The organism is Paenibacillus sp. FSL M8-0228 (assembly GCF_038007385.1).
In the GTDB taxonomy this organism is placed as follows: domain Bacteria; phylum Bacillota; class Bacilli; order Paenibacillales; family Paenibacillaceae; genus Paenibacillus; species Paenibacillus polymyxa_D.
The window spans coordinates 719,505-735,241 of record NZ_JBBOXA010000001.1; the positions used below are offsets into that span (position 1 = coordinate 719,505).

A 15,737-nucleotide genomic window follows, 5' to 3' on the forward strand; every position below is an offset into this window, starting at 1 on the left:
AAAATTTGTTGTCTGACTTCCTTTTGCTACGATCTACGTTGTTCTTCCATTTCGTCATGATGTTGTTACCGCTCACTTGAAAATGCTATTCCTTTACATTCAACAGGTCGATTATGGTTAGATACCACCATGATTGACGTGTTCTTTTTTTGATATATTCGCTTTCTCACATTTTTAAGATTAATTGCAGCAATGTATGTACATTGGAATATAGTTACTGTCAATAAAATCGCCACTCTGAAACGAGAACCATTATGCTGCATTTGCATGCTGGTTCGGTGACGACGGATTGTAATATTCAAAATAGGGTATGGGTTTTGACCATTCCATTTAAGCTTGTTACAATAGGATAAACTTAGTGGAAATACTTTAATATAGAATGGTGTGGTCTAACTTGCAACATGAAAACGAACTTTTGGATGTATGGTTGTCTTTGTCTCACATCCATTCCACTTTAAATGATAAGTTAGAACAAGCCCTACTACAAAATTATGATTTATCTTTGAAGGAGTTTTATGTTTTGGGTTTCATATCCAATTCTGAGGAGAAAAAATTACGACTGCAGCAACTTCAAGAATTGGTGGGTTTAAGTCAGAGTGCGACATCGAGACTCGTAGTTAGAATGGAAGCCAAAAACTGCGGGGCTTTAGAAAGACATACATGCGAGGATGATCGACGAGGTGTGTATACTCGGATTACGGAATTAGGTGAAAATAAATTCCAGCGTGCACTTCAAACCTTTAATCAGGTGTTACAATCAGAACTTCAGAAAGATGGAGTGAAGTCACAATTTCAAAATCTTACGCAAAAGCTGTTTTAGACTTTGCGACCTGTGTATATCGTTCTTAGTTTCCTTAGGGTAATATATGGCTTGAACGTTGTGCCGCGAAAGGCTCTTTACGGAAGCTAAGTTTATTACCCTACACGATTCAATAGTAATGTTATGAAGTGGAAAGTGACCATTTGCATGATTGCACATGCATATTTAAATTAGACTTTCAACCATGTACGTATAGAAACGCCCTTCCGAAACTAACTCCTCCTCATAAGGAGGAGTTTTATCATCTGGAACCACCGCTAACCCCCTTTGCTTAAGAAACAGAGGCCGTATTGCGCTTTTCCTTGGCGTTGCCGCGGTCGCGACGACTCAGCAGAAACCCGACCAGAGATGCTGTGGATTGTTGGAAAATCATCCCCAGTACAACGGGCAATGCTACCGGGGCCGGGAAATAGGTGATGGCAAGCACGGCTCCCGCGCTAATATTGCGCATGCCGCCGTTAAAGACAAGCGCCGTACGGTCTGCATTATTCCACCGCATCAGTCCTGATATCAGATAACCGATCGCATATCCAGTGGAGGCAAGGACGATTATGGATAGGCATACTCCGACAAGCTTAAGATTAAAATCGACCAGATAAGGCGCAATGACAGATCCGTTAATCATGACGACAAGAGCCATAGCCAGCTTGGAGAACGGTCCTAGCCGTGGTCCCCATACCTGCTTGATCTTCCCTTTGGTCCATTCGTTCAACACCATGCCGATTAGCGAAGGAACGACAATCATCCAGAATAGGCTCTGCATCATCGCCCAGGTATCGAGCTGCACATCCGCTCCGATCAGTAGGGACATGATGCCCGGCACGGCAAATGGGGCCAAAATCGTATCAATTAAAATGATCGCCAATGTCAGCGCTGTATTGCCTTTATAGATGTTGACCCACACGAAGCTGGAAATGCCCGTAGGGATAGCTGCACCAAGAATAAGTCCAGTAATCGTGTAAGGATCATCACTGAAGGCCAGATGTCCCAGCATCATGGCGAGAAGCGGCATGGCCAGGTGAAGAATAAACAGACAGGCGATCAGCGGACCAGGATGCTTGATCACATGGACAAAATCCTTAAACCCCATACTGATGCTGCCCGCGAAGGTCATGAATGCAAACAGCCAGGGAGAGAGTTCGGTATATTCTGACAACGGCGTACCGATTAGGACGCCAATTAGAATGCTGATTGGTGTAATTAGCGGCATAGCTGCATTTAGTCTACGATTCAACGTGAGGAGCATACAAAACTTCCTTTTTTAACCTTAAGTATAGACCTTGCACCCGTGATTCGTAAATGATCTGTGACCTTGCGGTAGCCCGATAGAAGCAAATTTGAACGCTCCTGATGAACATAGATTAACCCTTCAAATTATTTCGATATTCCAAAGGAGAGCAGCCCATTATTTTTTTGAATAGTCTGGAGAAGTAGTAAGGGTCCCTAAAACCGAGTTGTATGCTAACTTCTTTAATAGAGGCATTCGTCAAATCCAAAAGCTGACTGGCCCTCTGTATCTTCATTCTTAAATAGTAATCGACAGGAGAGTAGCCGGTGGATTGCTTGAATATCAGGTTCAGATGCTGCTTGGATACCTGAACATGCCGACTAAGCTGCTCAAGCGAAACGGTGGATTCCAATTGTTCACTCATATAGCGTGTTGCCTTATCCACATGACTCTGGTACGTACTGTCTTCCTTGCGAAATGCAACCGATACAACAAAACTCAGCAGATAACGGACAGTTTGCGATACTTGAACTAAATGTATAATGGAGTATGATTTATTCAATAAAAGGTCGTAACACTGATGAAATAGCTCCAGTAGTTTGACTCCATCACTGGCAGATATCGAAATATACGTTTTAAAAGGCTCAAACAATGCTATAAAATCATCCATTTGGTCCCCTTTAAGATGAAACCAGTAAATTGTCCAAGGATCTCTATGGTCAGCCCCATAAGCATGCGGCATGTCTCTGGGAATGTACGCAAAGCCTCGCTCTGTCATGTCAATCGTTAGGCCATCCTTTGTTCGTATCCAACCTTTTCCGCTGGTACAGTAGATGAATATATGAGAGTCACATCCGTGCATTCTTTCACGAAAATGATGGCGGGCATGGCTGAAGCAGCCTATATCCGTAATATATAGATTTTTTGTAAGCGGATTCATATTTAATTTATCCAGTATATAGGGTGGAACGACATATAACTTTTCACCCTCAAATCCATCAGCTTTCTTATTCATAATCTATCCATCTCCTAGCCTTAGGCGGCTCTAATGATGAAATACGTATATAGTCCATCATAAACAGTAGATTGTCAATTGTCTGTAATGTCGCTTACTTGTAAGCTCTGAATATAAGAGCGACTATGAGGGAGTGATGGAATTGAGCATTTTCGACGCTAGGGCACGCGTGTGGGAGCAAACCGTGCAGATCCCCACGTATGGAATTGGCAAACCCGACAAAAATCCAATGTTTCTGGAGAAACGTGTCTATCAGGGAAGTTCCGGTCGAGTGTATCCGCATCCGGTCATTGATAAAATTGAGGATGAGAAGAAACTTGAAAATTATCAAATAGTTTTCCTAGAAAATAAATATTTGCGCATTGAGATCATGCCAGAGCTGGGAGGACGCATTTATCGTGCGGTCGACAAGACCAACGGTTATGATTTTGTTTATTATAACAGGGTCATCAAACCAGCGCTTGTGGGCTTATTGGGACCATGGATATCTGGAGGCATTGAGTTCAACTGGCCGCAGCATCACCGTCCCAACACTTACGGACCCGTTGAATACAAGTTGGAAGAACACGACGACGGAAGCGCAACGGTATGGGTGAGCGAAATTGATCGTATGTTCGGCACGAAAGTAACAGCTGGTTTTACACTTCAACCGGATAAGGCATACCTTAAAGTGGGGGCCCAGCTATATAACCGGACTGCCGAGCCTCAAACATTTTTATGGTGGGCCAATCCAGCCGTAGCAGTACATGAGCATACGCAATCTGTTTTTCCTCCAGACGTATCAGCCGTGTTCGACCATGGAAAGCGAGATGTATCCCGTTTCCCGATTGCTACAGGCACTTATTATAAAATGGATTATTCTGAAGGCGTAGATATCTCCCGATACAAAAATATTCCTGTTCCCACTTCATATATGGCCTATAAATCGGATTACAATTTCATAGGTGGTTACGACCATATGAAACAAGCTGGGCTTTTGCATGTGGCCAACCATCACATCTCTCCCGGGAAAAAGCAGTGGACATGGGGAAATGGCGAATTCGGCCAAGCTTGGGACCGCAATCTAACAGATGAAGACGGCCCCTACATCGAGTTGATGACGGGAGTGTATACCGATAATCAACCAGATTTCACTTGGCTTCAGCCGTATGAAGAAAAGACGTTCTCGCAGTATTTTATGCCTTACAAACATATTGGTATGGTCAAAAACGCTTCAATTGACGCAGCCGTTAGTTTGGAATTAAATCGCAGCGAAGGGACAGTACAGATTGGCGTCTATGTAACTTCGTCATTTTGCGAGGCTGTTGTGGAATTAAGCAGCCAGCGGGAAGTTTATATTCAAGAAACCTTGGATCTGACACCTAATAAGGCCTTGATACAGAAGACAGTTATTTTGGCTGAGGATGAGGATTATGATCTATGCTTAAGCGTCAAAGACGCGACCGGAAGGGAGCTGATTAGCTACCAGCCTAAGCAAAAGGAAGTTGAGCAGATGCCGGCTGCTGCCGACCCCCTGCCACAACCGGAGGAATTAAGAACGAACGAAGAATTGTATTTAGCAGGACAACACTTGGGGCAATACCGTCATGCTACCTTTGAGCCTGAGGCGTATTACCTTGAGGGCCTGAAAAGAGATAAGAATGACAGCCGTATAAATATGGCATATGGTACGTTGCTTCTTCGCAGAGGGTTATATGCAGAAAGTGAAGAGTGCTTTCGTAAAGCCATCTCGCGGATAACCTGGCGTAACTCTAATCCCTATGATGGTGAGGCCTACTACCAGCTTGGTTTGTCGCTAAAACACCAAGAGCGGATGGATGAGGCGTTCGCTGCATTTTATAAATCAGTATGGAGTGCGGCATGGCAAGACAGCGGGTATTTCTCACTGGCACAGATTGCGACAGAACAAGGGAACTATGAAGAAGCATTGGAACTCGTCGAGCGCTCGACAATCCGAAATGCTCGCAATTACAAGGCACGCAACCTGAAGTCGGCTATTCTTCGTAAGCTCGGCAGGAACGAAGCAGCAATAGCCTTTTCCAAGGAAACGATGAAGCTCGATATCGCCGATTTTGGAGCTTACCGTGAGCAAGCATTATCTTTAGAGGCTCTCGGGTTACGAGATGATGCTAAAACGGTCTTTGAAGAGCTGGAAAAATGGATGCGTGGAGATGTGCACAACTATATAGCGGTAGCATCGGACTATGCGGCGGCAGGACTCTATGAGGATGCAGCATGTGTGCTGGAAGAAGCTCCAGAGCAGGCAAAAACATACCCTATGCTGTATTACGTTCAGGCCTTCTGCTATGCTAAAATCGGCAAGCTTGAGCAGGTGAACAATGCTCTCGCTCAGGCCGCAGATGCAGTACCCGATTACTGCTTTCCTAACCGTCTGTTTGAGTTGGATGTGTTACAATTTGCAATTCGAACAAGACCGGAGGATGACAAGGCGCATTATTACTTAGGTAATTTACTCTATGATAAGAAACGGCATCAGGATGCTATTTCCAGCTGGGAAATGTCTCGTTCCATTGACGATACTTACCCCGTTGTTCACCGTAATCTTGCTCTTGGATATTTTAACAAACAAGGCCAAGTAGAGAAGGCTCGCCATTCGTTAGAGCAGGCCTTTGCGTGCAATACTTCAGACGCACGTATTCTTTATGAGCTTGACCAGCTGTATAGGAAGCTGAACATCAAGCCCAACGACAGATTGAATCTAATGGAGAGTTATCCGGGAATCATAAAGCTTCGCGATGATCTGTTTTTAGAATATGTAACCGTTCACAATACGATGAAGCAGCATAAGATAGCGTTGTCCTTGCTGACAGGGAGAATATTTCATCCATGGGAAGGCGGAGAGGGGAAGGTAACGGGACAGTATAGGCTGGCCAAGGTAGAGCTTGCCAAGTCCGACCTGAGGTCTGGGCGGATTGAACAGGCTGTAAAGGGGCTGCGGGAGGCTTTAGTGTATCCAGAGAATCTTGGCGAAGGTAAGCTAGAGGGTTCCCAAGATAACGATATCTATTATTATTTGGGCTGCGCGTATGAGCTATTGAAATTAACAGATGAGGCAAGACAGGCCTTTTCCACGGCCTCTCAAGGACTGGGGGAACCCATTAATGCCATGTATTATAACGATCAACAGCCAGATATGATATTTTACCAAGGATTGGCCTGGCGGAAACTTGGTTATGCGAAGGAAGGCAATCGTCGATTCAACAAGCTCATTGATTACGCCGATAGATACTTATTCGAACCCGTGAAAATGGATTATTTCGCGGTCTCGTTACCCGACTTTCTCATCTTTGAAGATGACCTGAATATTCGTAATCAGGTTCATTGTACTTATATGAAAGCACTTGGTTTGCTTGGATTAGGGCGACAGGACGAAGCCATCTTGCATTTTGAATCGGTGCTTAAGCTAGAAGCTAACCATCAAGGAGCGTTGAACCATATGGACTGGAGCTGGGAGGGGAAATCAATTGAGTAATCTCATGAGAACTGTACCGCGCAAATTGACGATCACCATGTGGGACTTTTCTTGGTATACCATGACACAGGAAGGTGAGCCCTACAGCGATCTGGAAGCCCGTTTTAAAGAAGCGGTCGAAAGAGGCTACAATACGATCCGAATATGTGCAATGCCATTCATGTTGTTTACAGCGGATGGCAAACGCCCCGGACCCTTGGAGTTTGCTAACCTTGGGGAAGTAGGCCAGCGTACGCGTTGGTATAACTGTCGTGGAGGCGCAGTACTGGACGGGCATGCTCATTTGCTCGAACTGTTCAAACAAGCAAAGGCTCATAACTGTTACATTATGTTATCCTCTTGGGAATATCAGCAGAGTCCCAGCTTTCTGGCTCATGCTGAGCTTAGAGATGAACTAGCTGCAATTCCTCCTAAGGAGAGATTCATGGCCATTGCAAAATCAATGGATCAGTTGATCCGTTTCGTCACAGCAGAAGGCTACAGGAGTCAGATCATCTATACAGAGCTGCATAACGAAGTGGAATTTGGGCAGTTAAACGCCGTCGGAACGTCTGAAGGCATAGCCGAAACGAATGTACCGGCGCTTATTGAAGCCATGCAGCCCTACGTAGAAGAAGCGATAGAATATCTTCGCCAATGTCATCCTGATATGATGATGACAGCCAGTTATACGTTAAATGAAGCCTACCCCAAGGCTTACGTCGCGCGCAATATGCAGGTGGCCCATTTTCACCTATATATTAAAGGGGTGCTCAATGAGCTTATGGAAGCGGCAGCGCTTTATGATGAGTTGGCGCCGTTCCCCAATCCATTCGTACAATCCCTATTAAGAGAAGACGCTCCTCCATTTGCAAAATGGACCCTGCCTCCGGGGCAGAATTGGCGGATGGAAGGCAATCCAGTCGGCATGAGACTTATTTATTTGCACGACTGGGTAGATCCCGATCAATGGGATTTATTTTTGTACGATCGGTATGGAGACCATAAAATGGCCATGTTGCAGAAGGCCGACACCCGATTGGAAGAGATTCATGAATGGACTCGTCATCCCGGCATTCCAATTGTCATAGGAGAAGGTTATGTAGGCTACACGCCGCTGCATGCCCAATTTGAAGAAGGCCCAGTCGGCAAATTTATCGCTGAATATGTGTTGCGAAAAGGAATGGCACTTGGGTTCTGGGGAATGACCCTCTGTTCTAACTGCGCTCCCCATCATCCATTCTGGAATGATATCGCTTGGCAGCGCAAGTGGAACCAATTTATCCTGAATTCAGATTAACGAGTGAGGGGAGTGAACTCCATGAGAAACTATCGAGTTGCGGTTAAAGACGATCAGAAGCATATTGTTAAAGGACATATCAAACTTGGCGGCACCAACCCAAAAGGAGAGGAGATCGGATTCACCAACTATTTTATGGAGAAGGACGGAGAGCCCTTTTTCGGTATTTGTGGTGAATTCCATTATGCCCGTTATGATGAACGCTATTGGGAAGACGAAATTATTAAAATAAAAATGGGCGGCGTAAACATCATTGCCACTTATATTTTTTGGAACCTACATGAAGAAGTTGAAGGTGTTTTTAATTGGAGTGGGAACAAGAATCTTCGTCATTTCATCGAGTTGTGCGGCAAACATCAGGTATACTCCATCATTCGGATCGGTCCCTTTGATCATGGGGAAATTCGAAACGGCGGTATGCCAGATTGGTTATTCGGTCGACCATTTGAGGTTCGTTCTAATGATGAGGGGTATCTGTTCTATACAAGAAGATTGTATAACGAAATCGGTACCCAGGTTAAAGGGCTGTTATATAAGGAGGGGGGGCCGATTATCGGCACCCAAATCGAAAACGAGCATCATCATTCATCTGCCCAGTGGGCATTGACTGTAGGAATTAATGATATGTGGCTAAACAGTGGAAGTGACGGTAACTCGCATATGTTAAAACTTAAAGAAATAGCTCTGGAAGCGGGGATTGATACTCCGATCTATACGTGCACAGGATGGGGAGGAGCAACAACTCCTGTACCTGATATGCTGCCGTTATGGGGCGGGTATGCCTATTGGCCATGGATCTACTACGAAGAGGGACGTTTGGAGGGGATGGACGAGCATCCTGCGACACCGGAATACATTTTCCGCGACAAGCATAATAACAAGATTCCAGAGAGTTACAATTTCGAGCCTCAATACGCACCTGAAGACTATCCGTACGCTTGCTGTGAAATGGGTGGCGGCATGGTTCAGTTTTATAAATATCGGTTCGCATTTCCCTACCGCAGTGTTCCAGCAATGACTGTCATGAAGGTTGCAGAAGGCTGTAATCTGATCGGATATTACATGTATCATGGGGGTTCCAATCCTCGGGGTAAGGTTAACCCGTTCACCAATGATCTAGCCACCCCCAAAATCTCCTATGATTTCAACGCCATGATCGGCGAATTCGGTCAAGTAAGGGAATCGTACCATAGAACAAAGCTGCAGCATTACTTTTTTTCAACGTTCCAAAAGCAATTCTCACTAACAAAGACTATTCTGCCAGGGGATACGTCCCAGATGGACCCTTATGATGTGGATACGTTACGATATGCAGTGCGATCCAGTGCTGGATCGGGTTATCTGTTTCTAAATAATTTCCAAGACCATGTCGAAAATGACGACCTGTGCGATTTTAATGTGAGCATTGAACTGCCCGAGGAAACGATTGTAATCCCTAGTCAAGGTGAGCTGATGTTAGGACGTGAAAGTTTCGCTATATTGCCATTTAACTTTAATTTAGATGGAATGAAGCTCAAATATGCTACGGTACAGCTGATAACAAGGATAGAAGAAGATGGAGAAGTATACTACTTTTTCTTTGTACCAGAGGGGATGAAGGGAAGATATGAAATTGAGTCAAAAGATATCATCAGTGCCACAATCGACAAAGGCTCGATAGAGCAGTTGGATGGGAACACGATCATTAAGGTTGCTGAAGAGGACGATAGTCTCATCCATCTGGTATCTGAAAGTGGCAAAAAAGTTGCCATCTACACGATGACTGATGAGCAAAGTCTTACATTTTGGAAGGTAAACATGCAAGGCCGGGACAGAGTCATTTTGACCAATGCCAATGTACTTGTATATGAGGGCGATCTAAGGCTGGAATCGACGGATCAAGAAATGGTATCCCTGAGTGTATTCCCTGATTTCGACGCCTCGATCACATCTATTACTGGTGGAGAGCTGCTAGACATAACAGAAAACAATGTATTTAAAACGTATCGTTTAAAGGCTCCTAAGCGAGAAATTCATTTCAATTTGAAAAAAATAAATGACGATAAACTTACTATTGATTTTGAGATAGATGCCTTTCACGGAATTAAGGAAGCTCTGCTGCGTATCGATTATACTGGAGATATCGGTTATGCTTTTATGGATGGCGAACTGATCAACGATAATTTCTGCAACCATACGACCTGGGAAATAGGCTTGAAAGCATTTGAGCATCGGCTCATCGAGCAAGGGTTGTACGTATATGTTTCCCCAATACGAAAAGGTAAGGTTCTCAACAGCAATACGACTATGGCTGGCTGGAAAGAGACGGCAAAGGAACGTATCGTAGATATCGGCGCAGTCAGCATCGTGCCTGTGTATGAAATTCGACTCACCGTATAACCCAGGAAGTGTAAGTTCAGAGACGCACAGTGGGTACTTTTAGTATAAAGTATAAAAATGTAAAAGCTCATGGTCGTTCAACCATGAGCCTTTTTTACTTTCTGATAGTACGTTTAGTAGATACCAGCCTTTTTCGATGTTTCTTTGATCCCGTTGCTTCCGTTAACTACAGTTTTCCCCCAATCCGTCAGATTGCCATTAGGTCCTGTTACAAGATCAAGGTAGGAAAGATTGGAACTATTACCATACCAGGACCAGGCTAACCAGCCTACTCCTTTGGATTGACCGTATCTCATGATTTCTGTCTCGTCGACGTCTGCTCCCTGGTGGTAACCGCCAAATTCGCCAATAATCAGAGCGAGTCCTTGATTCAGAACGTTATCAATATTGGTTCGAACAGTTTGAACATCTTTACCAGCGAACTCATACATATGGATGGAAAATACCGTATTCTTCAAAGAATCAGCTGCGAATACAGATTTACCAAAGTCATTGATAGATTGAGGATATTGTCCCCATCCGGCACAATCGACGATGAGTGTATTTTTGATACCTGCGTTTCTCAGCTTGGGAATCGCTTGCTTGTATCCATCAGCCCAACCACTTCCATTCCAAGAACCATACCATTCGTTTGCAATGTTTACGATAACCCGGTCTTCCTTGCCGATCAGAGCATCCTTTATGCTAATCCAGTAGTTCACAGCTGCATCCAAAGACGCGTAGTCGTCTTTGCCTGTAGCATCATGAACTTCAAGCACAGCAATCATTTTATGGTTGGAGACGAGAGAAATAATATCTTTCACGGAATTAATATCATCCTTGGTGTACTGGTTTCCGTTAGAAAGGACAATTCGGACGGTATTAGCACCTGTCTGGGCAATTGCCGGGATCGCTGTATAAAGATCGTTTTTGTACCATGTGTGAGCATGATTGACGCCTCTCATAACAAATGGCTTGCCTGTAGAATCATACAATTTGGTACCGCTTACATAAAATCCTGAAGCAGCTTCTACCTTGGAGAAAACTCCTCCTAAACCAATCATGATGAGCAAGCCGATCATTCCAGACAATAGTGATTTTCTTAACAATACCTTCATTTTTATTCCTCCCTAAATATATTATTCAACTTCCTGCTATACAGAGATGAAGTTAGGTATGTAAGTGTGTAAATAGCAGTAAGCTAAACACAAAATTAAGCGCTTTCAAATATGAAAAAAGTTATTTTTGTTATTCTATCATTTGTGTTTTTGTTATTCAATCGGTTATTTTGGTTATTTTTTTGTGTTTTTGAAGTATAAACACATGGATGTATTATTTAAGTGCTATTTTCTGTGGTTTCATTGTATTTATTGTTTATGTTTGTTTAAAATTTAGTTTATATTGATAAAAATAACCTAACTATATTTCTGTGATATTCCGAATTTGTGTAGGTTGACCTAACGTTTTTCTTGGTTAATTATTTTGAACAAAGGTGAGATCTATCGGACAGCAATACCTAAGCTTCACCGCGATATTAAATTATAGTATGATATTCTTGTGAAAAATTTTACCAGAGTGAATAGGGGCAAGCTGATGAGAAAACCAATCATTGCAGTCGATATGGACGATACCATCTGTCATCTCGTCAAACGAGCCATATACCATAACAATAGTGAATTTCCCACTCATCCGCTTCGTTATGAAGAAATGTTAGATTGGAACACCGATCATCTACGTCATCCCAAAAGCACGCATGATGTATTTTATGGGCGACCGGGTTTGTTTGAGGAACTTGAACTGTTTGACGATTATGTTGTAGAAGAAATGGAGAAGCTTTGCAATGCTTTTGATGTCATTATTGTGACAGCGGCAGAGCCCAAGACCGTCGTAGAGAAATGGAATTGGCTTCAAAGACATATGCCATTCATTCCGATCGAGAACTTTTTCCCATGTAAACGAAAGAACCTGATTAACTATGATCTCCTGATTGATGATGGCCCTCATAATTTAGTACCTGCGCTAAAGGAGGGGAAAAAGGTGCTTTGTATTCCTCATCCATGGAATCTGAGAGCAAGAGAGCAATATGAGTTCCCCGTCATGACATCCTGGCAAGGAGCAAAAGAACGAATCGACTCCATTTTAGGAGTTCTGTATAAATAATAGAATTATTCGTAAAACAGCTGGCTCCTCTGGAACTGGCTGTTTTGCTAGAAAGAATAGCGCCTATGGCTGAAATAAAATGGTACAATTGCTATGCATTATCCATGAGGAGGGAACGTGTATGACCATGACTATGGGTCTGATTGTGAATCATCTGACCAAGGGAATAAGCCTACCCCACACCACCGTAGATCTGCTGGACCCAGGATCTGTAGATACTGAGGTGCAAGGAATTGTAACCGCTTTCTCCGCTTCACAGTACGTGATAGAACAAGCTATTTCTCTAGGTGCAAATTTTATCATTACACATGAAGGCATTTTTTATAGTCATCAGAGGATGCATGAGTGTCTACTACATGATCCGGTTTTTTCGCAAAAATCTCGCCTCATTGCCGATGCAGGTATAGGCATTTATCGGTTTCATGACACCATACATCGTTATCAACCGGATGGAGTGATGGTTGGGCTTCTTCAGGCGCTTGGCTGGCACAACTACATGGTAAAACAGCAGCCGACGGCCGCCATTTTGACTATTCCCGCTATGAAAGTTAAGGAGATCGCTGAATATATCAAAGCCAAACTACATATTCGTTATGTACGGGTGGCTGGCGAGGTTTCCATGCCATGTGAACGAGTGGGAATTTCAGTAGGATACAGGGGAGGTGGCGATCTAGCCATTCCATTATTTCTAAATGAAAATGTAGATGTAGTCATCGCCGGTGAAGGCCCAGAATGGGAAACACCAGAATATGTTAAAGATGCTGTCTATCAAGGGCACAGTAGAGCACTTATCATGCTGGGACATGCTGAAAGTGAAGCACCTGGGATGAAGTATCTCGCAGATGTGCTTTCCGCCCAATTTCCGATGCTTCCCGTACACTTTATTGAAGATCACCCGGTGTTTCAAATATTGTAATGAGAACACGTTTTTTGTGATGGTCATCCAGCACTGCTGTTATATCCGTTCATCCACTTTATGAAATGGAGGCGAGATCATGGGAAGCAGAGTGATTATGCCGTTCAAAACAGACTGGAGATTTATAGAAGGAAATTACGCGGGTGCTGAGAAAATGGACTACAACGATGAGCATTGGCGGCTCCTTCATGTCCCTCATGATTGGAGCATTGAAAAGTCCTTTGATCCACATATGCTGTATGGTGGCAATCAGGCTTATTTGCCAAGATGGTCTGTCGGATGGTACAGAAAGCATTTTAATGTGAAGCCCTCCTCTCCAAAACAGCGCGTATACATACAATTTGATGGCATTCACAGTAACAGTGAGGTTTGGATCAATGGGCATTTTGTGGGCAAGCGACCCTATGGATATGTTAGCTTTCAATATGATTTGACTCCATATATTCGGTGGGATGAGGAAAATGTGATTGCCGTCAAAGTGGACAATACGATTCTTTCACCTGACAGATGGTATTCGGGGGCCGGTATTTATCGTAATGTTTGGCTGATTTGTACGGATTATATTCATATAACCGAATGGGGGACTTACATTACCACACCTGAAATTTCGCCAGATGAAGCCAAGGTGACTGTCAGAATCCAGGTCACTAATCAACACGCGCATGCCGTAGAGTGTACGATTATGACTGAAATGCTGGACCCACAGGGACAGATCCAAGGAAAAGTGGAAAACCGAGTTACTCTTTCGAGCTGTGAAACGGGGGAAATAGAGCAAAAACGCGAGTTTTAGAGCCAGAACTATGGTCACCGGACAACCCAGTGCTCTACGAAGCCCAGACGACGATCTATTGCGACAATACAGAGGTGGATCGTTATTGTACCTCTTTTGGCATAAGAGAAGTGAAGCTGGATACACAAAAAGGTTTATTTTTGAATGGGCACAGCTTAAAGCTAAAGGGAGTGTGCATTCACCATGATTTAGGCTGTCTGGGGGCTGCTTACCATGATACAGCCATGAAAAGAAGGCTGCAAAAGCTGAAGGAAATGGGCTGTAACTCGATCCGTTTTGCTCATAACCCGATGGCGCCCGAATTATTAGATTTATGTGACCAGATGGGGTTCTTGGTGGTTGATGAGGCTTTTGATAAGTGGAAATCTCTTTTCTATGAGCATTTATATGATGAGTGGTGGGAAAAAGATCTGGAGGCAATGTTGCTCAGAGACAGGAACCATCCCAGTGTTTTCATGTGGAGCGTTGGGAATGAAGTGGAAAACCAAGGGCAGCCATCCATGCTAAAAATGTTGGAGCAGCTCGTGGGTTTCTGCCATGAAAAAGACCCAACCCGATCGGTTACATATGCGCTTGAGCCGCATAATACACCGATCAGCTTGCGTGAGGGTTCGATTGAGGCCAAAGTGGAGCATACTAAGCAGCTGGCACAACGAGTGGATGTTCTGGGGTTAAACTATCAGGAGCAGTGGTATGAGCACTATAGGGCGGCCATGCCGGATATGCTTATCCTTGGAACCGAGACGTTTCCATACTATCGGGGCAAGGATAACCGGGTTAAAGGTTATTTGCTTATGAATCCCTGGTTTGATGTCGCTAATCATGATTATGTGATCGGTCAATTTGTTTGGAGTGGAATTGACTATTTGGGAGAAACGAGCTATCCCTCCAAAGGGTGGTCTTCGGGCCTGATTGATACTTGCGGATTCCGCAAACCAGTATCTTATCTCCAACAAAGCTTATGGTCTAATCAGCCTGTTGTGCACATAGCCGCATTTAACGAACATATGAAATCGGAATTTAATCCGACATGGACAATGCACTGGAAATCTCCGGCCATGGAAGATCACTGGACATTTCCTGACTACGGTGGAAAATTGATACGGTTGGTTACCTTCACCAATTGTGAGAGTGTGGAATTGATCGTGAATGATGAATTATACGGTGAGAGGAAGCTAGTGGATTACCCTAATCATTTAATCCTATGGGAGCTTCCCTATACACCGGGCAAAATCCGAGCTGTGGGTCGTAATGGAAACGAGAAGGTTTGTGAGCATGAACTGACTACTGCCGGGACTCCTTATGCTCTAAAGTTGGAGGCCGATCGGACGGTTCTACCTGCTGATGGGCATGAGATATCTCATGTAGAAGTAACCGTCATAGACCAACATGGGATCATTGTACCTAACCAGGATGTTGAATTAACCTTTAAACTACATGGGAATGGTCGCATCCTTGGAGTAGACAATGGGGACCTCACCAGTGATGAACCCTACAAGGGGAATGAGAGACGAACACACAGAGGAAGGTGTCTTGTGGTTGTACAATCTGGGAATGTGGCTGGTGAGCTGTTGCTTCAAGCATCAGCAGATGGAGGGTTACTGGGAGAAACCAGGCTGAAAGTGGAACAAGAATATAAATGACAATTCAAGGTTGATTCAGTAAAGACATTGTATTT

General features: G+C 43.9%; 11 protein-coding genes. 8 read left to right on the forward strand and 3 right to left on the reverse strand.

The window, feature by feature from the left end; all coding sequences use genetic code 11:
- Positions 1 to 379 precede the first annotated feature (379 nt).
- Entirely contained in the window at positions 380 to 820 is a 441-nt protein-coding gene (locus MKY98_RS03295; protein WP_069010915.1) for a MarR family winged helix-turn-helix transcriptional regulator, read from the forward strand.
- A gap of 271 nt (positions 821 to 1,091) precedes the next feature.
- On the opposite strand, the gene MKY98_RS03300 is transcribed toward MKY98_RS03295, so the two are convergent.
- Both MKY98_RS03300 and MKY98_RS03305 read right to left on the reverse strand, forming a co-directional pair.
- Positions 1,092 to 2,066: a bile acid:sodium symporter family protein gene (locus MKY98_RS03300; RefSeq protein ID WP_029515905.1), complete on the reverse strand. Its 975-nt coding sequence runs from the start codon at positions 2,064 to 2,066 to the stop codon at positions 1,092 to 1,094.
- 115 nt (positions 2,067 to 2,181) lie between these two features.
- A complete protein-coding gene (locus tag MKY98_RS03305) occupies positions 2,182 to 3,063 on the reverse strand; it encodes an AraC family transcriptional regulator (RefSeq protein WP_069010916.1) in 882 nt (293 codons plus the stop codon).
- Between the two features lie 136 nt (positions 3,064 to 3,199).
- On the opposite strand from MKY98_RS03305, the gene MKY98_RS03310 reads away from it, so the two are divergent.
- From MKY98_RS03310 to MKY98_RS03320, 3 genes are read left to right on the forward strand one after another with little or no spacing between them, the layout of a single operon-like run.
- Positions 3,200 to 6,556, forward strand: coding sequence for a DUF5107 domain-containing protein (locus MKY98_RS03310; RefSeq protein ID WP_069010917.1), 3,357 nt, complete (start codon positions 3,200 to 3,202; stop codon positions 6,554 to 6,556).
- Positions 6,549 to 7,835 carry a cellulase-like family protein gene (locus MKY98_RS03315; RefSeq protein WP_069010918.1) on the forward strand — a complete coding sequence of 429 codons (1,287 nt, stop codon included), beginning with the start codon at positions 6,549 to 6,551 and terminating at the stop codon, positions 7,833 to 7,835. Before MKY98_RS03310 ends, MKY98_RS03315 begins: the two co-directional genes overlap by 8 nt.
- Before the next feature lie 21 nt (positions 7,836 to 7,856).
- Positions 7,857 to 10,214 carry a beta-galactosidase gene (locus tag MKY98_RS03320; RefSeq protein WP_208332381.1) on the forward strand — a complete coding sequence of 786 codons (2,358 nt, stop codon included), beginning with the start codon at positions 7,857 to 7,859 and terminating at the stop codon, positions 10,212 to 10,214.
- A 113-nt stretch (positions 10,215 to 10,327) separates the two neighbouring features.
- Here MKY98_RS03320 and MKY98_RS03325 read toward each other — a convergent pair whose 3' ends face one another.
- Positions 10,328 to 11,311, reverse strand: a complete 984-nt coding sequence (locus tag MKY98_RS03325) for a glycoside hydrolase family 5 protein (RefSeq protein WP_029515900.1) — start codon at positions 11,309 to 11,311, stop codon at positions 10,328 to 10,330.
- Between the two features lie 475 nt (positions 11,312 to 11,786).
- On the opposite strand from MKY98_RS03325, the gene MKY98_RS03330 reads away from it, so the two are divergent.
- The 4 genes from MKY98_RS03330 to MKY98_RS03345 all read left to right on the forward strand — a co-directional run bounded on the left by MKY98_RS03330 (position 11,787) and on the right by MKY98_RS03345 (position 15,702).
- Complete coding sequence (locus tag MKY98_RS03330) at positions 11,787 to 12,353, forward strand: 5' nucleotidase, NT5C type (protein ID WP_029515899.1); 567 nt, start codon at positions 11,787 to 11,789, stop codon at positions 12,351 to 12,353.
- A gap of 121 nt (positions 12,354 to 12,474) precedes the next feature.
- The gene (locus MKY98_RS03335; RefSeq protein WP_069010920.1) at positions 12,475 to 13,269 is read left to right on the forward strand and encodes a Nif3-like dinuclear metal center hexameric protein; all 795 of its coding nucleotides are present in this window, start codon (positions 12,475 to 12,477) and stop codon (positions 13,267 to 13,269) included.
- A gap of 79 nt (positions 13,270 to 13,348) precedes the next feature.
- On the forward strand, positions 13,349 to 14,059 hold the full coding sequence (locus MKY98_RS03340) for a sugar-binding domain-containing protein (RefSeq protein WP_341010651.1): 711 nt from the start codon (positions 13,349 to 13,351) through the stop codon (positions 14,057 to 14,059).
- Between the two features lie 29 nt (positions 14,060 to 14,088).
- A complete protein-coding gene (locus MKY98_RS03345; RefSeq protein ID WP_341010652.1) occupies positions 14,089 to 15,702 on the forward strand; it encodes a glycoside hydrolase family 2 TIM barrel-domain containing protein in 1,614 nt (537 codons plus the stop codon).
- The last annotated feature ends 35 nt before the right edge of the window (positions 15,703 to 15,737 follow it).